This window comes from Veillonellaceae bacterium, assembly GCA_025992895.1.
In the GTDB taxonomy this organism is placed as follows: Bacteria; Bacillota; Negativicutes; order Veillonellales; family Dialisteraceae; genus Dialister.
In genome coordinates this window covers 136,581-161,320 of record DAJPGA010000001.1, presented here as the reverse complement: position 1 = coordinate 161,320, position 24,740 = coordinate 136,581, and the positions used below count along the sequence as shown (strand labels likewise).

The following is a 24,740-nucleotide window of genomic DNA, read 5'->3' as shown; positions in this document are numbered from 1 at the left end:
CTGCAAACACTTCCATGATTTCATATGCAATCATTGGTATAATGGCCACTTCCTCCTAAGGAGGCAGCTTCACAAGGAATAAAGAAAAGGTTTCAAATCTGATTTGTTTTAGACCTTTCGTACCCCATCCCATACCATACACCCTTCCCCGTCTGGGAAGGCGAGTCTAAAATACCCTCACCATCCTCCCATCATCTTCTAATCAATCCTTCATATAGTTGCCAGCTTATGCATCTTTCGCATGATTATTACGTGAGTTTTATTTTTCATGATATAATAAGGAAGTTTTACGAAAACATGAACAATTCTTGAATTCACGAAATATATTGCGAGGTATTGTATGAAAAAAGTCATTCTTCCGTCATTAGCCTGGACGGCGGGACTGTCGCTCTTGATTGCGCTGATCCTTCATCTGGGCGGGGATTTCCCGGACCTTCGAAGCTACGTCCAGCCGCGTCTGGGCGTGGGGGTTCTGGTTTTCCTCATTGTTTCCCTGGGCCTTTTCTCTGTCTTTGATAAAGCGTTCCTGAAGAAGTTTTTCCCGTGGGCGGCGGTGCTGCCGATCCTCTGGATGGCGACTTTCACCTGGGCGTACGGGTTCGCGTCGCTTCCTGAAAAGAAACACCTCGGCGATTACTATGTGCTGGGCGGCGTGGCTTTCGGGCTTCCTTACGTTTACCTGACGATCACGGAGAAAATCAATCAGCGCCTGCCGAAGCTCCGTTTCCCCTGGGAAATCATTGCGGGCCTTTTCGTCTTCTTCATGACAATCTGCCCCTTTATCTATATCGGCTATTACATCCTCTTTGGCGGGGAAATGGACATGTTCGCCATGATGGCTGTCCGTTCCACCCATATGAAGGAAATCCATGATTTCCTGGCCACAATGGGCTCGCCTGCCAGAATCATTGGCGCAATCGTCGCCTTCCTCTTTGTCCTTGCCGTTTCCTTTACCTTTGTCCATTCGATGGTAAAGGCAGCCCGCGGCATGAAATCTCCGCTCCGCGGCACGTCCAAGGGATACCTCATCGGCCTTGGCGTCATTTTCGTCCTTTTCTTCGGCGGCTTCTACCGTCAGATTATCCACGTATTCCCGCTCACCATCGTCCGCACGATGGACAGCAAGGGAAGCGAATTCCAGCTGCTCCAGAAACTGACGGACAACCTGGATAAGAATGTGAAGAAAATGACTTTCACCGATCCCGGCGCAGGCATTACCGAAGGCACGCACATCGTCATCATCGGCGAAAGCGCGAACCGCGACCACATGAAAGTATTCAACCCGTCCTATCCGGAAAACACGACACCGTGGCTCTCTTCCATGGCCAATACACCGGACTTCGCTCTGGGCTACATGGCATACTCGAACTTCCCGAATACGCTGATGTCCCTTTCCTATGCCATGACATCGGCCAACCAGTACAATGACAAATCCTTCGCTGACGTCGTCAGCATGGTCGACGTAGCCAAAGCAGCCGGCTACCGCACCGACTGGATTTCCTTCCACAACAGAAGCTCCCTCTCTAGCGCCGGTGTCACCATGATCGCTGAACGCTCCGACGGCTCCTACTGGGAAAAGAATTACGACGGCTACACCCTCGAGGTTCTGAAGGAACTTCCGCCAGCCAAGAAACGCGTCATCTTCATCAATATCGACGGCAGCCATTACACGTACCTTGCCCGCGTTCCGATCGACAAGAGAGACGAACTCGGCATCCCGGCCAGTGACCCGTACCATGACTACGACCTGACGATTGCTTACAGCGACGAAGTCATCCGCGACATCTTCGAATACGCGAAGAAGAACCTGAACCTCCAGACCATGGTCTACTTCTCCGACCACGGCGAGAATATGGAACACTACCACACAGCGTCCCCGTTCTACTACGACATGGTCCATATCCCGTTCTTCGTCTACCTCTCGCCATCCTACCAGGCAGCCCACCCGGGCCTCATGCAGACACTGAAATCCCATGAACACCAGGTCTTCACCAACGACCTCGCCTTCGACACCGTCACCGGCATCTGGGATGCAAAGACAAACTACTACAACCCGGCATACGACTTCTCCTCGCCGAAGTACAGCCTCAACATGGACAATGCAAGAACCGTAGAAGGCAAGTACAAAATCTCCGACGATCCATTTTTGAAGAAATAGAAATAGGAAATAGGAAATATAAAAAAGTCCGTAGAAATGTGCATTCATTTCTACGGACTTTTTGCGTGGATGGGAGCGTAACTTCCCAGTGTTGCTAACACTCACCTTCCCAGACGGGTGCAGTGCGCAAAGCAGCCGTCCGGGTATTGCGGCTCAAGCGTTTCTCCCAGATAAGAGGTTCTATAATAAATATTACGGCAATAAATATTACGGCAGGGTGGACAAATTATTGGCTGGAATCATCCCTGAATATAAAATTCCCATGTTTATCCTTGCAGTCTCGTAAAACCATAGGCATCCCATGTACCAGTAAATCCGTGAACTCTTCCAGAGGGATTTTTTCCCCTTTCAAAAACCAATCATTGATTGATTCGGATATGGCTCTCATGTAAAACCGCACATAAAACTGAACTTCTTCAGGAATATCCACAGAACTGGTTAATAGACGAATACGCTCCATCAATAAATCGACAGCATAGTTATTCGTGGCATAACGGAAAGAAGTTTGCCCAATAGTGTTCTTTAAAGCATTACGATAGAACTCCCGGTTTCCCAGCAAGATCAAAGAGCTTTGTCGTACACACTCACGCCAGGACACGCCGTCACCAAGTTTTCCATAATATGGATCAATGGCCGTATTATAAATCCATGCCAGCAGTTCATATTTGTCGGAAAAATGATTGTAAAATGTCGTAGCGGTCATACCACAATTTTGTGCAATTTCCTTTATGGTGATTTTATCAACGCTTTTGTTCAGTGAAAGTTCCTGAAGGGATTCTGCAAAAATTTCCTTTGTCGTTTTTCTGATAATCATAAGGCCCTCCTTTGTCCATCATACACTATTTTGGACAAAGGAGGGCCTGTATTTTCTTTAGGAAGCGATTCGATTATTCACCATCTTGGGGATCATCAACATAGTCAACTTCTGAATAGCCGGCGCAAAGGGTAATCTGATGCTTCAGGCCGGCAGGAATAAAGTATGTGTCGCCCTGGTGATATTCCTTCGTTTCACCATTCGCAGTGAAAATGCATTTCCCGCTGACAACAACAGTCCATTGCGCAGCATGACTATGCTCCGGAAATGCAACATCCTTTTCGGCACTAACAAAATATACCGTTCCAGTAGAGGTATGATCCACATGAACCGTTAAGCCTTCGATTCCGTAATTTCTGGACGGAACCTTGTCAATAATATCTGCAAAAAACTTGCTCATTGTTAGTTCTCCTCTCTCAAATAATTACAATAAGTCGGCGAAAAAGTTAGAATACTGGCAAATATAGCTCAATGACATGTAGTCAGGAAATAAGGTAAGCTGGCAATCATTCCGTATTCTCTGGAACTTGTATTTTCCATTAACTGTTTGTATGCATTCATTATATCGGCAAGAAAAGCATTGTGCGATAGATAAAAACTGCTAAATGACAATATACTTTATAAATAAGCACTTTTGTAAAGAACCCTTGAGGCATGAATTTAGTGAAACTCGCATAAAAAGGGCTGGGAGACGTGATTTCCCAAGCGCCGCTAACACTCGCCTTCCCAGACAGGGAAGGTGCCCGGCCTCAAATTCATATGCCGGGCGGATAGGGTTGATTACCACGAGCGAAGCTCGGTCATATGGTGTTTTTCAGCCGCAGGCTGGTTTAAGGGTGTTTGACCTTGCCTCGTAGAGGAAGGTGGCGGCGGAGCCGACGAGTGAAGTTCATCTCCTCAGCCGCAGGCTGGTTGTGTGGCTTTCATTTCCACGTTCCTCTACCCCTCAAACTGGCTGTTGTAGAGGTCTGCGTAGGCGCCGTGCTTTTCGAGGAGCTCTTTGTGGGTGCCCTGTTCGACGATGCTGCCGTGGTCCATGACGAGGATGAGGTCAGCGTCGACGATGGTGGAGAGGCGGTGGGCGATGACGAAGGTGGTGCGGTTCTTCATGAGGGACGTCATGGCCCTGTTGATTTCTATTTCCGTCCTCGTATCGACACTGGATGTCGCTTCATCGAGGATGAGGACAGCGGGATCCCGGAGGATGCAGCGGGCGATTGTGAGGAGCTGCCGCTGCCCGGTGGAAATGGTTTCGCTGTCCGTCTCAAGGATGGTGTCGTAGCCCTTCGGCATGGTGTGGACGAAGAAATCGACGCGGGCGGCTTTCGCAGCATGAATGATTTCCTCCTTCGAAGCATTGGGCTTGCCGTAGGCGATGTTTTCCGCAATCGTCCCTTCGAAGAGCCATGTGTCCTGCAGGACCATGCCGAAGTTATCCCGGAGTTCCTTCCTTGTCATCGCATAGGTGTCGACATCATCGAGGAGGATTTCTCCTCCGTCTATATCATAGAAACGCATGAGGAGATTGATCAGCGTCGTCTTTCCCGCGCCCGTTTCGCCGACGATGGCGACCTTCTGCCCCGGGCTGACGGTGAAGCAGATATCCTTCATCAGCTCGCGATCCTTCGTGTAGCCGAAGCGGACGTTCCTGAATTCGACCTTGCCCCTGGCGCGTGGCAGCATGCGGGGATGCGCAGGCTCCGGCGTCATTTCCTCTTCGTCGAGAAGGGCATAGACGCGCTCGGCAGAAGCGAGGGCGGACTGCATGGAATTCACGACGTAGGACGCTTCGGTCAATGGCTGGGAGGACTGGTTGACGTACTGGAAAAAGGCCTGGAATACGCCGACGGAGAGTGTACCGTCGATCAGGAGCTTCGTCGCAAAGAGGGCGATGGCGGCCTGGCCGATCTGATTCACGAACTGGATGATGGGATTGATCGCATTGATGACGAAGTCAGTCTTCTCCGCCGTTTTGGCGAGTTCCTCATTGGCCGCGTGGACTTCGTCTGCGCTTCTCTTTCCCTGATTGAACGACTGGATGATGGTCCTTCCGCTGTAGTATTCCTCGACGAGCCCGGTCACATGCCCCATGGCCTGCTGGCGGAGGCTAGCCCGGTCCATCGTTTTCCCTGAGAAATAGCGGGTGACGAGGACGGAAAGGAGGATGAATCCAAGGAAGATGGCGGTCAGCCCTGCGTGGAAATATGTCATCATGACCGCTGAACCGATGACCATGCCGATGGACTGGAAAAGGTCGAGGATGCCGTTCTGGAGGACTTCGGACATTTTATCCAGGTCGTTTGTGAAACGGCTGAGCGTGCTCCCTGTCCTGTTCTTGTCGTAGTACGAAAGGGGCAGGCGGGAAAGCTTTTCCGAAAGCGATGTGCGGAGCGACAGATTCAGCTTCTCGGCAAAGGTGAGCATGGCGTAGGACTGGAAGGTATAGAAGACCCAGGCGCCCAGGTAAAGGGGGAGAAGGATCAGGATTTCCTCCCCGCCCTGCTGCCAGGAAATGGTGAAAGCTTCACCGATGGAGCGGGACGCCTTGATGTTTTCCCAGATCTGGTTCACGATGCCCGCGCTGTACCAGGGGGCGGCAATCATGAGGCCCGTGTAGCAGAGGACGGAAAGGAAGACGAGAAGGAAACGGCCATGCGCCGCTTCGGACGTCTTCCAGAGCCGCCGTAGCGTCTGGCGGGCGGACTTCGGCTTTTCGTAGCTGATTTCATAAGCCAGCGATGATTCCTGCTGGCTCTTTTCCGTGGCATCAGAGTCCATGGAGACCGCCTCCCTTCGTCTGGGATTCGACGATCGTCCGGTAGACAGGGCAGGTCCTCAGCAGCTCTTCATGGCGGCCGATGCCGACCGTCCTGCCATGCTCGAGCACGATGATCTGGTCCGCATGCGCAATCGTGTTCACGCGCTGGGCGATGATGAGGACCGCGCTGTCCTTCATTTCCCTGGAAAGGGCATGACGGAGCGCCGCATCTGTCTTGAAATCAAGCGCAGAGAAGCTGTCGTCGAAAATGTACAGATCCGCCTTCTTCATCAGCGCGCGGGCGATGGCAAGACGCTGCCGCTGGCCGCCGGAGAAATTCGTCCCGCCCTGGGAAACAGGAGCGGAAAGACCCTCCGGCAGATCGAAGACGAAACCGGCCTGCGCAAGCATGAGCGCGCGGCGCATGTCCTCTTCTGAAGCGTTCTCGCAGCCATAGCGGAGATTGCTGGCAATCGTCCCCGAGAAGAGCCACGAGGCTTGCGGGACATAGGAAATCCGGCTGCGCAGCGCTTCCTGCGTAATGCTGCGGATATCTTCGCCGTCCACCGTGATGGATCCCTTCGTGACGTCATGGAAACGGAGAAGGAGCTTGGCAATTGTTGATTTCCCGCTTCCGGTACTCCCGATGATCGCCGTCGTTTCCCCGCGGCGGATGGAGAAGGAAAGACCCGTCAGTGTCGCTTCGTCGGCGCCGGGGAACTGGAAATCCACATCATCGAAACGGCAGATTTCCTGAGAATAGGAAGGGGAAAGGCTCTTCCTGCCGTCCGTGATTTCCGGCTCATGCGAAAGGACAGCCGAAATTCGCTTCATGCAGACATTCGCCCTTGGCAGGAGGATGATGACCATCTGGGCCATGATGATGTAGAAAAGGATGAGGATCGCGTACTCCGTGACGGCCGTGATGTCCCCGATTTCCATGCCGCCGGTCCCGACCTGATTGCTGCCGAGCCAGAGGATAGCGACGATGGAAACATTCATGATGAAGATTGCCATGCTCTCCAGCGCAAAGAAGAGCCCGTTCGCGCGGATGGCAGCGGCGGCGTAGTCCTCAAAGGAACGGCGCATGCGGTGCTCCTCATAGCGCTCTTTGTTGAAAGCACGGATGACGCGCACGCCTGTGATATTTTCACGGAGAATCTCATTGATGCGGTCGAGGAAGCCCTGCATCTTTTCAAAAATGGAAGAAGCGCTCCTCGTGATGAAGAAAGCCCCGGCCAGGATGACTGCCGTGACGAAAACCATGAGAAGACCCATGTGGCGGTTGATCGAGAACGACATGATGACGCCCAGAAGACAGATGGCAGGGACGGGGAGGATCATCTGCACAGACCAGACGAAAGCCTGCTGCACGACACTCACATCCGTCAGCGTCCTCGTAATCATGGAACTCGTCCCGAAGTGCTCGAAGTCATAGGCGGAAAACGAAAGGGACTTGTCATAAAGCGCATTCCGGATATCCCGGGAAAGGCGGGAGGAGAGACGCGCGCAGAGAAAGACGCCCAGAAGCGCGCCCGTCTCCGTCAGGATTGCCGTCACGAGCATGATTGCGCCCTTGTCCAGGACATAATCCATATCCTTGCTGCCCACCCCGATATTGATCATATCCGCGACAAGCGTAGGGATGTAGAGCGTCCCCGTGACCTCCATCAGCATCACAAGAAGCGTCAGGACGCAGAGCATCCTGTACGGCTTCAGGAAATGAAATAAAGTTTTCATACAGACACCTTCCGTTACTTCTTCTGGCTGTTCTTAGCACATGGATAACTGGCATCCACCTGCTCCTGGAAAGCAGACTTCAGACGGGAAGAGAAATACTCGATCGCTTCGATGAATTCGCCGGAATACTTTTCCACCGTCTCAGACAGCGCCTGCTCCTCCGCCTTGTAGACAGGGGAGAGCACACGATGTGCATAGGCCCTGCCTTCCTCCGTCAGGTACACATGCATCTCGCGCCGCTTCCCGGGAATCGGCCGCATCTCGACATACCCCGCCGCTTCTGCCTGCTTGATTGTCGTGTTCAAAGTCGTCTTGGGAAATCCCCACTCTGCGCAGATCTCCCGCTGCGAATGAGCCTCCCCGTTATCCAGCGCATAAAGAAGCCAGAGAAGCGACTCCGTCACCCCGATCTTCGCCGTGTCATAGTAATAAATCTTATCCACATTATTCAAAGCGATCACAAGCCGCTGCATTGTATGACGTGCATTCTTCATAAAAACCTCCTGCAACATTTAAAATCCGAAATCGTATTATGATTATAGTACGGATTCGGACTATTGGCAAGGGGAGGACTGGCCTGCGGCCCTTTTTCTCTGCCATAAAATCAAAGCAAATGATTTCATTTATTTCCTTTTCCATACGATTCTAAAAAGAAGATTTGCTATTTATTTAAAAACAAAGACATCCAAAATGTTTGTTATCGAACTATAGCAGCATAATATAAGTACTTATAAAACCTGTGAATAATAAAAAATACAAATAAGTGGTGAAAAATGAGAAAACTCAGATTTTATCGGATATCCCACTGATTTAGGCATCCTTAACAATGGTGATATACTATGGGTAGAGAAGGGAAAAGCAGGCAAATCTCCGTGAATGTAGGGATACGACCCGCCGAGTTATGTTTTCAATTTTGTTCTATTTGATTTTTGTAGATAGGAGTGCAGGAAATGAAAAAAACCGGTTATGATTTGCTGCAGGATCCCTTTATGAATAAAGGAACTGCCTTTACACTGGAAGAAAGAAAAGAGAATGGGCTGACAGGACTTCTGCCGCCGGCTGTGGAGACGATCGATCAGCAGTCGGATCGTGTGTATGCACAGTACAAGAGCGAGCATCCTGGCATTGAGAAGAGACGTTACCTGATGGAAATTTTCAATGACAACCGCACGCTCTTCTTCCACGCATTCAAGAAGCATGTGGCAGAGTGGATGCCGGTTGTTTATGATCCGGTTATTGCGGAAAGCATTGAAACGTACAGTGATAAGTACGTGAAACCACAGTACGCCGCTTTCCTGTCCATCGATCATCCGGAAGAGATCGAAGAGACGCTGAAGAAAGCTGCTGAAGGCAGAAAGATAAAACTCATCGTCGTGACTGACGCAGAAGCCATCCTGGGGATCGGCGACTGGGGCGTCAACGGCGTGGATATTTCCATCGGGAAATTGATGGTCTATACTGCGGCTGCCGGGCTCGATCCGTCTACGGTCCTCCCGGTCGTCCTTGACTGCGGTACAGACAGAAAAGAACTTCTGAATGATCCGATGTACCTTGGCAACCGTCATCCGCGTGTCCGCGATGCATCCTATGATGCGTTCGTCGACCGTTTCGTGAAGGCTGTGGAAAATGAATTCCCCGGTGTATACCTCCATTTCGAAGATTTCGGAAGAGAGCATGCCGCTGAAATCCTTGAAAAATATATCAACGACTACCCGGTATTCAATGACGACCGTCAGGGCACCGGCATCATCACACTGGCCGGCCTCATCGGCGCTATGCACATCAGCGGAAAGAAGCTGACCGATCAGGTCTACATGTGCTTCGGTGCAGGGACTGCCGGCTGCGGTATCGTGACAAGGATCTGGAGAGAAATGATGGATGAAGGCCTCTCCGAAGAAGAAGCCCGGTCCAGATTCTACATGGTAGATAAACAGGGCCTCCTCTTCGACGACATGAAGGACCTCGCTCCGGAACAGAAACCGTTTGCAAGGAAGCGTTCGGAATTTGAACATCCGGAAGCTCTTACGACACTGGAAGCTGCCGTCGAAGCCATCCACCCGACCATTCTCGTCGGCACATCGACAGCACCTGGCACATTCACTGAAAAAATCGTCAGAGGCATGGCATCCTGGTGCGACCGCCCGATGATCTTCCCGTTGAGCAACCCGACAGAACTCGCCGAAGCCACCGCGCAGCACCTCATTGAATGGTCTGACGGAAGAGCCCTGATTGCTACCGGCATCCCGGCCGATCCGGTCAATTACAAAGGCGTTTCCTATAAAATCGGTCAGGCAAACAATGCGCTGATCTACCCGGGCCTCGGCCTTGGCAGCATCGCCGTCGGTGCCAGCCGCGTATCCCGTGAAATGATTTCCGCTGCCGCTCACGTGCCGATTCATTTCATCCATCCAGAGCAGCCAGGCGAAGCCGTCCTTCCGCCGGTCTCCCGCATCTGCGAATTCACTAAGGCCGTCGCAGAAGCCGTCGCTGCCTGCGCCGTCAAACAGGGCCTGAACAGGATCCCCGTCACCGACGTCAAGAAAGCCGTAGAAGACGTCATGTGGGACGCTGAATATACAAAATAAAATGAAATAAAATAATAAAAGAGGCTGTGACGAAATGTGCAATCATTTCGTCATAGCCTTTTTGCGTGGATGAGAAGTTTGACTTTCGATAATGATCATAGCCACTTTCCCCGATGCGGAAGGTTTTGACCTGCCCCGGCGGGGAAGAATGCCTTTGACCTTGCTCCGGGAGGAGAAGTGGTGCGGATTTGTTAATACAGACAAATAAATATCATAAAAAATCTAATCGTACTTTAATCTTAATCATGCAGCCATTGGAGCTGCGTTGAATACTTCCATTGGAGCTAAAAGATGTAATTTGCGCTGAATGCGTTTGTTGTTGTAGAAGTAGATGTAGCCGTTGATCATGCTTACCACTGCTTTACGGCTGGTGAATTTACGTGTGTAGTAACGTTCGCGCTTCAGCATTCCCCAGAACCCTTCCATCAGACCGTTGTCTGCACAGCAGCCTACACGGGACATGCTGTGAACCAGTCCTGCTTTTTCAACAATCTTATGGAATCCGTTGCTTGTATACTGGAATCCGCGGTCGGTATGAATCATTGGATGTTCTCCAGGATTCTCTTTAAGTGCCTTTTCCATTGTCTCAAAAGCCAGTGCAGTATTGTTCCTGTCGCCGATGACATAAGAGACAATCCGGCGATCATGGCCGTCAATAATCGCGCTTAAATATAACTTGTGCAAAACTCCATCAGCAGTTGTGTACTTGAATTCAGTGACATCCGTCATCCATCTTGCATTGGACACGCCGGCATCAAAGTCACGGTTCAGCAGGTTTTCAAAAATGTACTTTGGATCCTTTGCGTTACGAGTGCAACCATCGGTCTTGTACTTGATCACGGACTTAATATTAAGTATCCGCATGATACGAAGAACCAGACTGTCGCTTACATTTATATTGATGTTGTCATCCTTCTTGATCCAATCGTTAATCCGGCGGTATCCCATATCCGGATATTCCTGATGGGTTTTCATGACCTCCTGTGCGACCTTTTCTCTCAGCAGTTCACGGCCGCTCTTAATATGATTCAGCCATCCGTAATAAGCTGCCCGGGAGACCTTTGAGAGTCGGCAGAGACTTTCTATGGAGATGTTGGTTTCTTCATGGACTTCTTTTATGGCTTTAAAATCTCTGAGAAGGTGAGTAAGGCTGAATCCTTCGAGGAACGCAACCTTTCCTCTATCTCCATCTTTTTTTTTAGCAGGGCAATCTCTGCTATAAGATCCTTCTGTTCTTCAAGAAGTCTGGCATTCTCCTGACGCAGCTGTTCTTCTTCGGTCCGGGGCGTTTGGAGCCTGATCGGCTTTCCTCTGTAATCCTCAAGACCAACTTCGCCCATTTCCTTGAACTTTTTTACCCATGTGTAGAGCGTTTGGTAGGACATGTTGTACTTCTTGGCTATCTTGTTATAATCGCATCCACTGGCGATGCACTCCTGAACGATTCTGACTCGCTCTTCCTTGACCGATTGCTGGCGTTTGCCCATAAGATCTCCTCCTTCAGAAACGAGGTCTGTCAACTTATGCTCATTATACGCCTCAATCCATGTTTTAAGGGAGAGTGTGCCGGAAATTCTGTATTTGGCACAGACGGAAAGCATGGAAACACCGCCTTTAAGATATTCCTTTACGGCCTGGATCTTCATCTGATTGGAGTAGTAAGACAAATGCTGCCTGGGCCGCAATCCCTTAAAGCCCTCCTCTTTATACCGGAGGACCCATTTCCTGAATGTTATGCGGCTCATATGAAGATTTTCAGCTGCCTGGGTAATCGTAACACCCTGATAGAGATATGAAGCAATCTGGTCTAACATTTCCTCCGGGGACGCTTTGGTTTTACATGGCATAAGAATGACCTCCTAATATATTTATGATATTATTCTGTCTTTCTTGTTGAATCATACCAAGGGGGACCACTTTTGTGGTGGATGAGATGCAGTTCGGGCAGACTTTAGTCTGGTTGTATGGTTTTTAATTAGTGAATTTTCTAATGTTGCCGGTGGATAGGGTTGATTATACCTTTTGGTTTTTATAAGTAAGGTTGTCTTGAACTTTCCTCGAGCGTTAGCGAGGTTGTCTGGTTTTGGGAAAGCATTTCCACACAAAAAATGGAGCTCACCCTGAGCTCCATTTTTGCATTTCCTATTCTTTTCTTTCCTTATATTATCTCTTCTTCAGTGAAGGATTTCTCGTTTCAGCGATCCAGGATTTGAATTCTTCTTCGCTGATGCCGAATTCCTGCTGGACGTAGGGAGCCCATTTCATGGACTTGCTGCGTGCTTTGACGATGTTTTCCATCAGGCTGCCTGTGTGCTGTTCGATGAGGTAGGCGAGGCGGAGCCAGTGGTTCGGATAGCCTTCGGAAAGGAGTGTCTCTGCTCTCTTGGCATCCATGCCGTAGAAGCGGTGGAGACGGTCGGCTCTGTGGGCGATGTAGCGCTTGCTGTAGATCTCCGGAGTCAGGCCGAGTTTCTTCTCGATGCGGCCCCATGGGTCGTCTTTTCTCATGTCGAGGATTTCGCCGGCTGTCTTGCCAGAGAGGCAGGAGAGGAGGGCGGCTTTATCGACGTCGTTGAAGCGGAAGCCTCTGGAAAGGATTTCCTTCGCTTCGTCTTCAGGAATCTGGTATTTATGATGGATGCTGCGGATCTGGTCATCCATGGACATTTCGGTACTTCTCATCATGGAAAGTGCCTCCTTTATAAAAATTTTATGATACTTTCTAATTATACCATAAGAATTGGATAAGAAATTTCATAGGATGATAGAAAATAGAGATACAAAGTGACGGAATCCGTATGGAATTTGAAACAAAACGCGATTTTTGTTAAAATAACCACGTTATTCTATTTTTCCCGAGAGGTGAATGATGTTTTTACATGAGATTATAAAGGGTGCCGATCCGGCGCACCTGGTGTTCGAGGGCGAAGCCGTCGTCACCTATGGCGAGCTGGAAAAAACAGTCGCCCGCTACAGAAATACGCTGTATGAAATGGGGGTCCGCCAAGGGGAACGTGTAGGCCTTTACACCGCCAACCGCGCAGAATTCGTCTACGTATTCATGGCAGTGGTCAGCCTTGGCGCTATTATCATCCCGATCAACAATTCGCTCGTCGACCGCGAGGTGGATTTCATCCTCCGCGACTCCGGATCCATGCTGCTCATCACAGACACTGCGCTGGAAGTTTCCTGCCCGTCCATCGGCATCCATGACCTGGACTACAAGACGAAGAAGGAAATTGCGCCGGCTGCTCCGGATTTCCCGGAAGATATTTCCGAAGACGACGTCTGCGCGCTGGTCTATACGTCCGGCACGACAGGAAGCCCGAAGGGCGCTATGCTGACGCACAAGAACCTCGTGTCGAATGTGGAGCAGTACCTGCAGCGCATTCCTTTCACACCGGAAGACAAAGTCCTCTGCGTCCTTCCGATGTTCCACTGCTATGGCCTCACGACTGTCGTCAATGCCGGCCTCTACGCGCACGCGACCATCGTCATCCTGCGCTCGAAGAGCCCGTCTGAAATCACGAATACGATCGTGGAACATTCCGTGACGATTGCCATCATGGTACCGCCGATGTACAACCTTTTGGCCCGCCGCGGCGAACCGGAAGTCATGAAATCCGTGCATACCTTCATTTCCGGAGGCGCATCGATTCCGCAGCCTGTATCCCAGGTATTCCACAACCGCTACCACCATCCGGTCCAGGAAGGCTACGGCCTGACCGAAGCATCTCCGGTCGTCTGCATGCTGCCGGCCGGAAAACCGAAGTACCTGACAAGCGGCCCCGTCCTTCCGGGCGTCGAAGCCTATGTCAGGACAGAATCCGGCGGCCCGTACGTGCCGGGCACCGTGGGCGAGCTCATGGTCCGCGGCAGCAACGTCATGAAAGGCTACTGGAACAAACCTGAGGAGACCAAGAAAGTCCTCACCGAGGACGGCTGGCTCCATACGGGCGATCTGGCGTACATGGATGACGACCAGTACATCTATATCGTCGATCGTATCAAAGATTTGATCATAATGAACGGGGAAAACATTTACCCCGGTGAAGTCGAAGACTGCATCTACGAAGTGGAAGGCGTCGGCGAATGCGCCGTCGTCGGTCATCCGGACCCGCTCCGCGGCCAGGCCGTGTGGGCATACGTCGTCATGAAGGACGGCTATGAGTTCGATGAAATGAAGATCAGAAGGCACATGTCCAAGAACATCGCCAGCTACAAGATCCCGCGCCGCTTCATCCCTCTGGATGCCCTCCCGAAGAATGCGACAGGCAAGATCCTGAAACGCGCTTTGAGAGACAACTGAGACTGACCGGAAATCCCCACAAAAGGGGAGCTGCGACAAGCGTAAAAATGCTATTGTCGCAGCTCCTTTCCTATGTTTAGTGGACACACGGCTGTTTTTGATTCAAAGGAAATCACGCCCGCCGGGCGGGTTTATGCTATAATAATTTTGTATGGAGTCTTGAAAGACTAATATTTTTTGACTCCGCAGTTTCGCATGTAAGGAAACCGCGGGCATTCCTCAACAGGAAGGAAGAAGGACACATGGCAACAGCAATGGTAATCGGCGCCCAGTGGGGCGATGAAGGCAAAGGCAAGATCGTTGATTATCTCGCCGCGAAGGCAGACGTCGTAGTACGTTCTCAGGGAGGAAACAACGCAGGCCATACAGTCGTAACGGGAGGCAAAGCATATCCGCTGCGCCTGATGCCAAGCGGCATCATGTACCCGGGAACGATCTGCATCGTCGGCACAGGCGTCGTCGTCGATCCAAAGAGTCTTCTCGAAGAAATGGAAAACCTTGAAAAACAGGGCATCGACGCAAAACACCTGCAGATCTCCACAAGAGCACAGGTCGTATTCCCATACCACATCCGTCTCGATGAAGCCGAAGAATCCCGCAAGGGCAGCCGCAAGATCGGCACAACAAAGAACGGCATCGGACCGTGCTACGCAGACAAGATCAACCGTATCGGCATCCGCATCTGCGACCTCATGGACAAGGAAACTTTTGCTGAAAAACTGAAATACAACGTAGAACAGAAAAACCTGCTCCTCGAAAAATTGTACGGCATGGAAGGCTTCGACTACGAAACCATGCTCAATGACTACCTCGGATACGCTGAAAAACTCCGTCCGTACGTCAAAGACACCAACTACACCGTCCAGCAGCTCGTCAAAGAAGGCAAGAACGTCCTCTTCGAAGGCGCTCAGGCATCCATGCTCGACTGCGACAACGGCACCTACCCGTACGTTACCTCTTCCCATCCGACCGCCGGCGGCGCATGCATCGGCGCAGGCATCGGACCGCACATGATGCAGAACATCTTCGGCGTCGTCAAAGCATACAGCACCCGCGTAGGCGAAGGCCCGTTCCCGACAGAACTCCATGACGAAATCGGCGAATACCTGAGAAACACCGCTCACGAATTCGGCACCGTCACAGGCCGCCCGCGCCGCATCGGCTGGCTCGACACCCGCGCCGTCCGCTACGCAGCAGCCCTGAACTCCTTCGACTACCTCGCTATCACCCGCCTCGACATCCTCGACGGCATGGAAGAAATCAAAGTCTGCACAGGCTATGAATACGAAGGCAAAGAAATCGAAGAATACCCGGCCGACCTGAAATTCCTGGGCAAGATCACCCCGGTCTACAAGGCATTCAAAGGCTGGAAAGAAAAGATCAGCGACATCCGCGACTACAACCAGCTCCCGGCCCTCTGCCGCGAATACCTCGAAGGCATCTCCAAACTCATCGGAGTACCGATCGGCATCGTATCCGTAGGCCCAAGCCGCGAACAGACCATCGTCCTCAAAGACGTATTCTAAGAATTAGAATAAGAATAAGGAAACCCCCGAAGCCAAGCTTCGGGGGTTTTGTAGTGGGGGGAAAATAAGTGCCAAAGTACGCTTTCAGTTTAGAAAAGATGGGAAAGAAAGCGCTTTCTTATCAAACCTTCACAACCGCGACGGAGCGCGAATGGGAACACCATAAGACCTCGCTACGCTCGTGAAACCTTATCGACGCGTGGTGCGGATTTGTTAATACAGACAAATAAATATCATAAAAAATCTAATCGTACTTTAATCTTAATCATGCAGCCATTGGAGCTGCGTTGAATACTTCCATTGGAGCTAAAAGATGTAATTTGCGCTGAATGCGTTTGTTGTTGTAGAAGTAGATGTAGCCGTTGATCATGCTTACCACTGCTTTACGGCTGGTGAATTTACGTGTGTAGTAACGTTCGCGCTTCAGCATTCCCCAGAACCCTTCCATCAGACCGTTGTCTGCACAGCAGCCTACACGGGACATGCTGTGAACCAGTCCTGCTTTTTCAACAATCTTATGGAATCCGTTGCTTGTATACTGGAATCCGCGGTCGGTATGAATCATTGGATGTTCTCCAGGATTCTCTTTAAGTGCCTTTTCCATTGTCTCAAAAGCCAGTGCAGTATTGTTCCTGTCGCCGATGACATAAGAGACAATCCGGCGATCATGGCCGTCAATAATCGCGCTTAAATATAACTTGTGCAAAACTCCATCAGCAGTTGTGTACTTGAATTCAGTGACATCCGTCATCCATCTTGCATTGGACACGCCGGCATCAAAGTCACGGTTCAGCAGGTTTTCAAAAATGTACTTTGGATCCTTTGCGTTACGAGTGCAACCATCGGTCTTGTACTTGATCACGGACTTAATATTAAGTATCCGCATGATACGAAGAACCAGACTGTCGCTTACATTTATATTGATGTTGTCATCCTTCTTGATCCAATCGTTAATCCGGCGGTATCCCATATCCGGATATTCCTGATGGGTTTTCATGACCTCCTGTGCGACCTTTTCTCTCAGCAGTTCACGGCCGCTCTTAATATGATTCAGCCATCCGTAATAAGCTGCCCGGGAGACCTTTGAGAGTCGGCAGAGACTTTCTATGGAGATGTTGGTTTCTTCATGGACTTCTTTTATGGCTTTAAAATCTCTGAGAAGGTGAGTAAGGCTGAATCCTTCGAGGAACGCAACCTTTCCTCTATCTCCATCTTTTTTTTTAGCAGGGCAATCTCTGCTATAAGATCCTTCTGTTCTTCAAGAAGTCTGGCATTCTCCTGACGCAGCTGTTCTTCTTCGGTCCGGGGCGTTTGGAGCCTGATCGGCTTTCCTCTGTAATCCTCAAGACCAACTTCGCCCATTTCCTTGAACTTTTTTACCCATGTGTAGAGCGTTTGGTAGGACATGTTGTACTTCTTGGCTATCTTGTTATAATCGCATCCACTGGCGATGCACTCCTGAACGATTCTGACTCGCTCTTCCTTGACCGATTGCTGGCGTTTGCCCATAAGATCTCCTCCTTCAGAAACGAGGTCTGTCAACTTATGCTCATTATACGCCTCAATCCATGTTTTAAGGGAGAGTGTGCCGGAAATTCTGTATTTGGCACAGACGGAAAGCATGGAAACACCGCCTTTAAGATATTCCTTTACGGCCTGGATCTTCATCTGATTGGAGTAGTAAGACAAATGCTGCCTGGGCCGCAATCCCTTAAAGCCCTCCTCTTTATACCGGAGGACCCATTTCCTGAATGTTATGCGGCTCATATGAAGATTTTCAGCTGCCTGGGTAATCGTAACACCCTGATAGAGATATGAAGCAATCTGGTCTAACATTTCCTCCGGGGACGCTTTGGTTTTACATGGCATAAGAATGACCTCCTAATATATTTATGATATTATTTTGTCTTTCTTGTTGAATCATACCAAAGGTGGGAAATTTTTGCTTTTTAAAATTTCTCGGATGAGTTGTATTTCCTCAAGGCGTCAGCCTTGGTTGGCATGTTTTTTCAGCCGAAGGCTGGTTTAAGGGAGTTAACCTTGCTCCGAAGGAGAAGGTCCCGGCGGAGCCGGGGGATGAGATGAAGTTATCGAGCGCAGCGAGGTTTTATTGTGTTTTTCAAGCGGAGCTTGGTTTAAGGGAGTTTGACCTTGCCTCGTAGAGGAAGGTGGCGGCGAAACCGACGGATGAAGTTTATTTCCTTCCGCCTTTAGGCTGGTTGTTTGGTTTTCTTGTCAATATTTTCCCCACATCCACTCCATTTTCATAAATATCCCCCTCTCTCATTCTCTCATTTCCTCTGATTTTCTCCTGATTGTGGGATTGTGATATAATATAAATGATTATTGTTTTTTTATCAAAAGTCAGCTATCCGTTTTGACGGGGCTATCACCATTTGCATAGGAGTGCGCGTTTAGTTTATGAAGAACTCTGACATTCGCCGAGAACGGCCCAAGAAAAAATCTTCCATGTTCAAGAAGATTATCATATTTCTTGTCGTGATTTTCTTTATCGCAGGGGCAGGCGCTGCTGCGGGATTTTTTGTGTCCGTTTCTGGAAAGCTTCCGGATGTGACGGCTAATATTACGCCGAATGCATCTTCGCGTATTTATGATACGAAGGGCCGCCTGATTACGACGGTGCATGCGGAGGAAAACCGTATCCCCGTACCGATCAGCGAAGTGCCGAAGAATTTGCAGAATGCATTCGTGGCAGCGGAAGATGTCCGTTTCTATGAACACCATGGCGTGGATCCGCGCGGTATTCTCCGTGCCGTCTGGGCGAACCTGGTTTCCGGCAATGCGACGGGACAGGGCGGTTCTACCATTACCCAGCAGCTCGCAAGAAATGCCTTCCTGACACAGGAACAGACCCTCAGAAGAAAGCTCCTTGAAGTCGTTCTTGCTTTTGAAATCGAAAGCAAGTACACCAAGCAGCAGATTCTTGAAATGTACATGAACCAGATCTACTTCGGCCAGGGCTGCTACGGCATCCAGACCGCATCCCGCGTCTACTTCGGCAAGGACGTGAAGGATCTGTCACTCGCGCAGTGCGCTCTGCTGGCAGGACTTCCGAACAGCCCGAATTACTACTCGCCATTCAGAAGCGTAGAAGCAGCGAAATACCGTCAGGCTATCGTCCTCGATCAGATGGCTAAGTACGGCTACATTTCCGAAGCCGATGCTGCGGCTGCCAAGAAGGCCGACCTGCACCTTGCCAAACCGCAGTCTGCCAAGACGACAGAAAACACAGCTTCCTACTTCGTCAGCTACATCATTCAGACCATCAGCGACAAGTATGGCTCTGATACCATTTACAAAGAAGGACTCCAGATTTACACCACACTCGACCTGGATATGCAGAAAGACGCTGAAAATGCACTGAAGAACGACCTCCCGGCAGGTTCCAAGGACTCCAAGGGACTGACACAGCCGCAGGGCGCTCTCATGTCCATCGAAGTCGGCACAGGCCAGATCAAAGCCATGGTCGGCGGCCGCGGCGAAGACCACTTCAACCGCGCTGTCCAGATGGTCCGTCAGCCTGGCTCCGCATTCAAGCCATTCGTCTATGTCACCGCCTTCGAAAACAAGTTTGAACCGTCCGATCTTCTGAGCAATGAAAAGAAGACCTATGCAGGCGGCTGGACACCGAAGAACTATGAAGGCGAAAGCGGCGGCAAAGTCACCCTCGAACAGGCCCTGATCGACTCCATGAACATTCCGACCATCGACCTCGCTAACCGCGTAGGCATGTCCAAGATCCTGAAAACCGCGCAGGACGCAGGCATTTCCACCCTCGTCATGAGCGGCAAGCAGAACGATGACAACCTCGCAGCTGCCATCGGCGGCCTCACCAACGGCGTCTCCGTCTACGACATGGCAGAAGCATACTCCGTCTTCGCCAACGACGGCAAACTCATCAAACCGATCGCCGTTCTCAAAGTCGTCGACAGAAACGGCAGCGTCCTCGAAGACCACACCGGCACACCAGAATCCACACAGGTCATCAATGAAAACGCAGTCTACAAACTGACCAGCATCCTCCAGGAAGTCATTTCCAGAGGCACAGGCGGAAACGCATACATCGGCCGCCCGGCAGCAGGCAAGACAGGCACCACCGACGGTGAACACGACGCATGGTTCGTCGGCTACACCCCGCAGCTCGTCACAGCCGTCTGGATCGGCGACGATACCTCCAGCAACGCAGGCTACACCGGCGGCACCATCCCGGCAGCCATCTGGAGAGACTACATGAAAGCAGCCCTCTCCGGCTACTCCGTCAAGAACTTCTACATCCCGGAATCGATCCGCCAGCAGATCGAACAGCAGCGCGCAGCCAAAGCAGCCGCTGACGCCGAGGCCAAGAAGAAAGCCGAAGAAGCCAAGAAAGCAGCTGACGCCAAAGCTAAGGACGACAAATCCGCAGGCAGCAAACTCCTCGACCGCATCACAGGCAAAGACTCCAAAGCGGACAACAATGCTGATACAGCAAAAGATACAAAGTAAGGAAATAAAAAAGGACCGCACGAACTTAGCGGTCCTTTTTGCGTGGGGAGAGGAGGAGGTTACCACGAGCGCCGCTAACACTTGCCTTCCCAGACGGGGAAGGGGGACCGCTTTGCGGTGGATAGGGTTGATTACCTCGAGCGAAGCGAGGTTGTGCGGTTTTTCTTCAGCCGAAGGCTGGTTTAAGGGTGTTAACCTTGCTCCGAAGGAGAAGGTGGTGCGGATTTGTTAATACAGACAAATAAATATCATAAAAAATCTAATCGTACTTTAATCTTAATCATGCAGCCATTGGAGCTGCGTTGAATACTTCCATTGGAGCTAAAAGATGTAATTTGCGCTGAATGCGTTTGTTGTTGTAGAAGTAGATGTAGCCGTTGATCATGCTTACCACTGCTTTACGGCTGGTGAATTTACGTGTGTAGTAACGTTCGCGCTTCAGCATTCCCCAGAACCCTTCCATCAGACCGTTGTCTGCACAGCAGCCTACACGGGACATGCTGTGAACCAGTCCTGCTTTTTCAACAATCTTATGGAATCCGTTGCTTGTATACTGGAATCCGCGGTCGGTATGAATCATTGGATGTTCTCCAGGATTCTCTTTAAGTGCCTTTTCCATTGTCTCAAAAGCCAGTGCAGTATTGTTCCTGTCGCCGATGACATAAGAGACAATCCGGCGATCATGGCCGTCAATAATCGCGCTTAAATATAACTTGTGCAAAACTCCATCAGCAGTTGTGTACTTGAATTCAGTGACATCCGTCATCCATCTTGCATTGGACACGCCGGCATCAAAGTCACGGTTCAGCAGGTTTTCAAAAATGTACTTTGGATCCTTTGCGTTACGAGTGCAACCATCGGTCTTGTACTTGATCACGGACTTAATATTAAGTATCCGCATGATACGAAGAACCAGACTGTCGCTTACATTTATATTGATGTTGTCATCCTTCTTGATCCAATCGTTAATCCGGCGGTATCCCATATCCGGATATTCCTGATGGGTTTTCATGACCTCCTGTGCGACCTTTTCTCTCAGCAGTTCACGGCCGCTCTTAATATGATTCAGCCATCCGTAATAAGCTGCCCGGGAGACCTTTGAGAGTCGGCAGAGACTTTCTATGGAGATGTTGGTTTCTTCATGGACTTCTTTTATGGCTTTAAAATCTCTGAGAAGGTGAGTAAGGCTGAATCCTTCGAGGAACGCAACCTTTCCTCTATCTCCATCTTTTTTTTTTAGCAGGGCAATCTCTGCTATAAGATCCTTCTGTTCTTCAAGAAGTCTGGCATTCTCCTGACGCAGCTGTTCTTCTTCGGTCCGGGGCGTTTGGAGCCTGATCGGCTTTCCTCTGTAATCCTCAAGACCAACTTCGCCCATTTCCTTGAACTTTTTTACCCATGTGTAGAGCGTTTGGTAGGACATGTTGTACTTCTTGGCTATCTTGTTATAATCGCATCCACTGGCGATGCACTCCTGAACGATTCTGACTCGCTCTTCCTTGACCGATTGCTGGCGTTTGCCCATAAGATCTCCTCCTTCAGAAACGAGGTCTGTCAACTTATGCTCATTATACGCCTCAATCCATGTTTTAAGGGAGAGTGTGCCGGAAATTCTGTATTTGGCACAGACGGAAAGCATGGAAACACCGCCTTTAAGATATTCCTTTACGGCCTGGATCTTCATCTGATTGGAGTAGTAAGACAAATGCTGCCTGGGCCGCAATCCCTTAAAGCCCTCCTCTTTATACCGGAGGACCCATTTCCTGAATGTTATGCGGCTCATATGAAGATTTTCAGCTGCCTGGGTAATCGTAACACCCTGATAGAGATATGAAGCAATCTGGTCTAACATTTCCTCCGGGGACGCTTTGGTTTTACATGGCATAAGAATGACCTCCTAATATATTTATGATATTATTCTGTCTTTCTTGTTGAATCATACCAAGGTCCGGTCGGAGACCGGGAATACAGTAGTTCCTCGAACGCAGTTCGGTTGTATGGTTTTAAATCCACTCTTTCCCATCTCTTCATTTGCCATTTCCTCAACTAACCTCACTCATATTTCCTAATCCCTCAATCTCCTCCCGCGGCTTGCTGTCAAAAACTTGCATTTCATCGCACTTTTCCCTCTGCTGCATGGGATTTACTAAAAATCATGATATAATAAAGAAAAAATAATTTATTTTTATCTATTCAGGAGGAAATCACAAGTATGGATGACGGCCACATATGGGGCGAATTATTGATCATCATTTTGCTGGTACTGGCCAATGGGGCTTGTTCTCTGGCGGAGATTGCCATCGTAGGCGCCAGGAAGACGAAGCTGCAGGAAATGATTGACGCGGGCAGCAAGAACGCTGTCTACGCGCTGCGTCTGGCGGAGAAGAAGGAAGAACTCTTCTCCACGATCCAGGTGGGCATCACGACCATCAGCATCATCACTGGTATGTTTTCGGGCGCATCGCTGGCAGGTCCTTTGGGGCGCGAGCTGGAGAAGATCCCGTTCCTTGCCCCGTATGCGCAGGGCGTCAGCATGGTCACCGTCATGGTGCTTGTGACGTACTTTTCATTGATTATCGGCGAGCTCGTCCCGAAATGGGTCGCGATCGCCATTCCGGAGAAAGCAGCCTGCGCCATTGCAAGGCCGATGATCCTTCTTGCGACCGTCTGCCGTCCGCTCGTGCTTTTCTCCACGTGGTCGACGAAAGTCGTCGTCAATCTGATCGGCGTGAAAATGGGCGGTGAGCAGCCGGTCTCCGAAGAAGAAATCCGAGTCCTCCTCCAACAGGGGGCAGAACTCGGCACCTTCGACAAGGAAGAACCGGAAATCATCGACAATGTCTTTGAGCTCAACGACCGCACCGCCGCTGACTGCATGACCGCGCGTCCGCAGCTGACATGGCTCGACCTGGAAGACACCGAGGAAAAAATCTGGAAAGACATGATGGAAACCACCCATTTCAGGCTTCCTGTCGGGAGCGGATCCCTCGATGATTTCAAAGGCCTGGCCGACCTTTCCGAAGTCCTTATGGACCAGCACCTTTATCCGGAAAAACCGCTGAAGGCATCGCTCATCGAAAAAGTACGCCAGCCGCTCTTCATTCCGGAGACACTCATCCTGACGAAACTTCTCCGCTTCTTCCGTACGAAGGGCGTCCATGAAGCCGTCGTCATCGACGAGTACGGGACATTATCCGGTCTCATCACACTCCATGACGTCCTCGAAGAAATCGTGGGCGACATGCCGGGCGACAAGCAGGACATCATTGACGAAAAAAACAAATTTATCCGCCGCTCCGAGAACTCCTGGCTGGTGGAAGGGCTCTGCTCCATCGATGAATTCAGGGAATATTTCCACATCGAGGAAGAGCTGCCAGGCGAAGCGGAAGACTACTACAAGACTTTGGGGGGCTTTATCACCTACCTGCTCGGCTACATTCCGAAGGAAACGGAAAAAGCACACTATGACCGCTTCACATTCGAAGTCATGGACTGCGACAACCGCAGAGTGGATAAGGTATTGGTAACGGAAGGAACTCCTTCCGAGAAGGAGCAGAAAGAAAATGGCAAAAAAAATTGATGAAGAAACCATGCTGGAGAACATTGAGAACCTCCGCAGCGAACTTTCTGAAACAAAAGGATTCCTGCAGACATACATGCTCGATCCGGACCCCGACTCCCGCCCCGCTGAAGACGAAAGACTGAAAACCGTCGTCCGCCTCGCAGGGGAAATGGAAGATATCCTGGCCCAGCTCACCGGCGGCGTCCACACGGAAGAAGTCAAAGAAGAAACCCCGGAAGAGGAAACACCGGAAGAAAAAGAAGCTGCTGAAGAAACAGAGGAAGACGAAGAAGTCATCAAAGAAGCAGAAGAATCCGCAGACCTGGAAGAAGAACCGAAAGAAGAAACTGACGACGAAGAAGAAACCGAAAAACCGGAAGAAGTCTCCCTTGAAGGCACTCCTGAAGAAACAGAAGAAGACGCAGAAGACGACTCCATCCCGGTAGCCCAGGATATCTCCGAACCCGCCGACGACATCAACCTTGAATACAAAACCCACGAACTCGGAACCCCTGGCGAAGACGAAGACAACATCGAAGCAGACTGGAACCTCAACGAAGAAGACATGATGCCAGCCTTCCGCGCCTACGCCACCAGCGACGAACTCGAAGAAAAGAAAAAAGACAAGAAACACAAAAAAGATAAAAAAGATAAGAAACACAAGAAAGACAAGAAAAAAGACAAAAAGAAGAACAAGAGAAACAAAAAGAACAAGAAACTGACCAAAGAAACCGGCCTCTTCGCCGACGTCAAAACATTTGAGTAACAAAGAAGGAATCATT

The 24,740-nt window shown here is 50.3% G+C and carries 18 protein-coding genes; 7 read left to right on the top strand and 11 right to left on the bottom strand.

Translation table 11 applies throughout. From position 1 onward, the window contains the following. The first annotated feature begins 340 nt into the window (after positions 1-340). The gene (locus tag OIM03_00730; protein ID HJI72806.1) at positions 341-2,158 is read left to right on the top strand and encodes a phosphoethanolamine transferase; all 1,818 of its coding nucleotides are present in this window, start codon (positions 341-343) and stop codon (positions 2,156-2,158) included. 226 nt (positions 2,159-2,384) lie between these two features. On the opposite strand, the gene OIM03_00725 is transcribed toward OIM03_00730, so the two are convergent. The 5 genes from OIM03_00725 to OIM03_00705 form a co-directional block, all read right to left on the bottom strand. Continuing rightward, a complete protein-coding gene (locus OIM03_00725) occupies positions 2,385-2,972 on the bottom strand; it encodes a TetR/AcrR family transcriptional regulator C-terminal domain-containing protein (protein ID HJI72805.1) in 588 nt (195 codons plus the stop codon). 73 nt (positions 2,973-3,045) lie between these two features. Next, complete coding sequence (locus OIM03_00720) at positions 3,046-3,372, bottom strand: cupin domain-containing protein (protein ID HJI72804.1); 327 nt, start codon at positions 3,370-3,372, stop codon at positions 3,046-3,048. A gap of 539 nt (positions 3,373-3,911) precedes the next feature. Beyond that, positions 3,912-5,750 (bottom strand): ABC transporter ATP-binding protein/permease, encoded by a 1,839-nt coding sequence (locus OIM03_00715; GenBank protein HJI72803.1) that lies wholly within the window; start codon positions 5,748-5,750, stop codon positions 3,912-3,914. Next, positions 5,740-7,470: an ABC transporter ATP-binding protein/permease gene (locus OIM03_00710; GenBank protein ID HJI72802.1), complete on the bottom strand. Its 1,731-nt coding sequence runs from the start codon at positions 7,468-7,470 to the stop codon at positions 5,740-5,742. Before OIM03_00710 ends, OIM03_00715 begins: the two co-directional genes overlap by 11 nt. Before the next feature lie 14 nt (positions 7,471-7,484). Beyond that, positions 7,485-7,964: a MarR family winged helix-turn-helix transcriptional regulator gene (locus OIM03_00705; GenBank protein HJI72801.1), complete on the bottom strand. Its 480-nt coding sequence runs from the start codon at positions 7,962-7,964 to the stop codon at positions 7,485-7,487. Between the two features lie 456 nt (positions 7,965-8,420). Between OIM03_00705 and OIM03_00700 the strand changes: the two genes are divergently transcribed. Beyond that, positions 8,421-10,055 carry an NAD-dependent malic enzyme gene (locus OIM03_00700; protein HJI72800.1) on the top strand — a complete coding sequence of 545 codons (1,635 nt, stop codon included), beginning with the start codon at positions 8,421-8,423 and terminating at the stop codon, positions 10,053-10,055. 243 nt (positions 10,056-10,298) lie between these two features. Here OIM03_00700 and OIM03_00695 read toward each other — a convergent pair whose 3' ends face one another. The 3 genes from OIM03_00695 to OIM03_00685 all read right to left on the bottom strand — a co-directional run bounded on the left by OIM03_00695 (position 10,299) and on the right by OIM03_00685 (position 12,740). Continuing rightward, complete coding sequence (locus tag OIM03_00695) at positions 10,299-11,141, bottom strand: IS3 family transposase (protein HJI72799.1); 843 nt, start codon at positions 11,139-11,141, stop codon at positions 10,299-10,301. 29 nt (positions 11,142-11,170) lie between these two features. Next, a complete protein-coding gene (locus OIM03_00690) occupies positions 11,171-11,869 on the bottom strand; it encodes a helix-turn-helix domain-containing protein (protein ID HJI72798.1) in 699 nt (232 codons plus the stop codon). A gap of 349 nt (positions 11,870-12,218) precedes the next feature. Next, positions 12,219-12,740, bottom strand: coding sequence for a hypothetical protein (locus OIM03_00685; protein ID HJI72797.1), 522 nt, complete (start codon positions 12,738-12,740; stop codon positions 12,219-12,221). Between the two features lie 181 nt (positions 12,741-12,921). Between OIM03_00685 and OIM03_00680 the strand changes: the two genes are divergently transcribed. Then, positions 12,922-14,364, top strand: a complete 1,443-nt coding sequence (locus tag OIM03_00680; GenBank protein ID HJI72796.1) for an AMP-binding protein — start codon at positions 12,922-12,924, stop codon at positions 14,362-14,364. A gap of 242 nt (positions 14,365-14,606) precedes the next feature. Further along, on the top strand, positions 14,607-15,890 hold the full coding sequence (locus tag OIM03_00675) for an adenylosuccinate synthase (protein HJI72795.1): 1,284 nt from the start codon (positions 14,607-14,609) through the stop codon (positions 15,888-15,890). A gap of 265 nt (positions 15,891-16,155) precedes the next feature. Here OIM03_00675 and OIM03_00670 read toward each other — a convergent pair whose 3' ends face one another. Both OIM03_00670 and OIM03_00665 read right to left on the bottom strand, forming a co-directional pair. After that, positions 16,156-16,998 carry an IS3 family transposase gene (locus tag OIM03_00670; protein ID HJI72794.1) on the bottom strand — a complete coding sequence of 281 codons (843 nt, stop codon included), beginning with the start codon at positions 16,996-16,998 and terminating at the stop codon, positions 16,156-16,158. Positions 16,999-17,027: 29 nt separating this feature from the next. Further along, positions 17,028-17,726 carry a helix-turn-helix domain-containing protein gene (locus tag OIM03_00665; protein ID HJI72793.1) on the bottom strand — a complete coding sequence of 233 codons (699 nt, stop codon included), beginning with the start codon at positions 17,724-17,726 and terminating at the stop codon, positions 17,028-17,030. 633 nt (positions 17,727-18,359) lie between these two features. Here OIM03_00665 and OIM03_00660 point away from each other — a divergent pair. Beyond that, on the top strand, positions 18,360-20,396 hold the full coding sequence (locus OIM03_00660; protein HJI72792.1) for a PBP1A family penicillin-binding protein: 2,037 nt from the start codon (positions 18,360-18,362) through the stop codon (positions 20,394-20,396). A 280-nt stretch (positions 20,397-20,676) separates the two neighbouring features. On the opposite strand, the gene OIM03_00655 is transcribed toward OIM03_00660, so the two are convergent. Further along, positions 20,677-22,248, bottom strand: a complete 1,572-nt coding sequence (locus tag OIM03_00655; GenBank protein HJI72791.1) for an IS3 family transposase — start codon at positions 22,246-22,248, stop codon at positions 20,677-20,679. Between the two features lie 360 nt (positions 22,249-22,608). Here OIM03_00655 and OIM03_00650 point away from each other — a divergent pair, with 360 nt between their 5' ends. Together OIM03_00650 and OIM03_00645 are read left to right on the top strand one after the other, a co-directional pair. Further along, the gene (locus tag OIM03_00650) at positions 22,609-23,976 is read left to right on the top strand and encodes a hemolysin family protein (GenBank protein HJI72790.1); all 1,368 of its coding nucleotides are present in this window, start codon (positions 22,609-22,611) and stop codon (positions 23,974-23,976) included. Next, positions 23,960-24,724, top strand: coding sequence for a hypothetical protein (locus OIM03_00645; protein HJI72789.1), 765 nt, complete (start codon positions 23,960-23,962; stop codon positions 24,722-24,724). Before OIM03_00650 ends, OIM03_00645 begins: the two co-directional genes overlap by 17 nt. The last annotated feature ends 16 nt before the right edge of the window (positions 24,725-24,740 follow it).

Excerpts from the sequence above, each read along its gene's own strand:
- OIM03_00730 (HJI72806.1), top strand. The coding sequence starts at position 341 with ATGAAAAAAGTCATTCTTCCGTCATTAGCCTGGACGGCGGGACTGTCG.
- OIM03_00725 (HJI72805.1), bottom strand. The coding sequence starts at position 2,972 with ATGATTATCAGAAAAACGACAAAGGAAATTTTTGCAGAATCCCTTCAG.
- OIM03_00720 (HJI72804.1), bottom strand. The coding sequence starts at position 3,372 with ATGAGCAAGTTTTTTGCAGATATTATTGACAAGGTTCCGTCCAGAAAT.
- OIM03_00715 (HJI72803.1), bottom strand. The coding sequence starts at position 5,750 with ATGGACTCTGATGCCACGGAAAAGAGCCAGCAGGAATCATCGCTGGCT.
- OIM03_00710 (HJI72802.1), bottom strand. The coding sequence starts at position 7,470 with ATGAAAACTTTATTTCATTTCCTGAAGCCGTACAGGATGCTCTGCGTC.
- OIM03_00705 (HJI72801.1), bottom strand. The coding sequence starts at position 7,964 with ATGAAGAATGCACGTCATACAATGCAGCGGCTTGTGATCGCTTTGAAT.
- OIM03_00700 (HJI72800.1), top strand. The coding sequence starts at position 8,421 with ATGAAAAAAACCGGTTATGATTTGCTGCAGGATCCCTTTATGAATAAA.
- OIM03_00690 (HJI72798.1), bottom strand. The coding sequence starts at position 11,869 with ATGTTAGACCAGATTGCTTCATATCTCTATCAGGGTGTTACGATTACC.
- OIM03_00685 (HJI72797.1), bottom strand. The coding sequence starts at position 12,740 with ATGATGAGAAGTACCGAAATGTCCATGGATGACCAGATCCGCAGCATC.
- OIM03_00680 (HJI72796.1), top strand. The coding sequence starts at position 12,922 with ATGATGTTTTTACATGAGATTATAAAGGGTGCCGATCCGGCGCACCTG.
- OIM03_00675 (HJI72795.1), top strand. The coding sequence starts at position 14,607 with ATGGCAACAGCAATGGTAATCGGCGCCCAGTGGGGCGATGAAGGCAAA.
- OIM03_00665 (HJI72793.1), bottom strand. The coding sequence starts at position 17,726 with ATGTTAGACCAGATTGCTTCATATCTCTATCAGGGTGTTACGATTACC.
- OIM03_00660 (HJI72792.1), top strand. The coding sequence starts at position 18,360 with ATGTTCAAGAAGATTATCATATTTCTTGTCGTGATTTTCTTTATCGCA.
- OIM03_00655 (HJI72791.1), bottom strand. The coding sequence starts at position 22,248 with ATGTTAGACCAGATTGCTTCATATCTCTATCAGGGTGTTACGATTACC.
- OIM03_00650 (HJI72790.1), top strand. The coding sequence starts at position 22,609 with ATGGATGACGGCCACATATGGGGCGAATTATTGATCATCATTTTGCTG.
- OIM03_00645 (HJI72789.1), top strand. The coding sequence starts at position 23,960 with ATGGCAAAAAAAATTGATGAAGAAACCATGCTGGAGAACATTGAGAAC.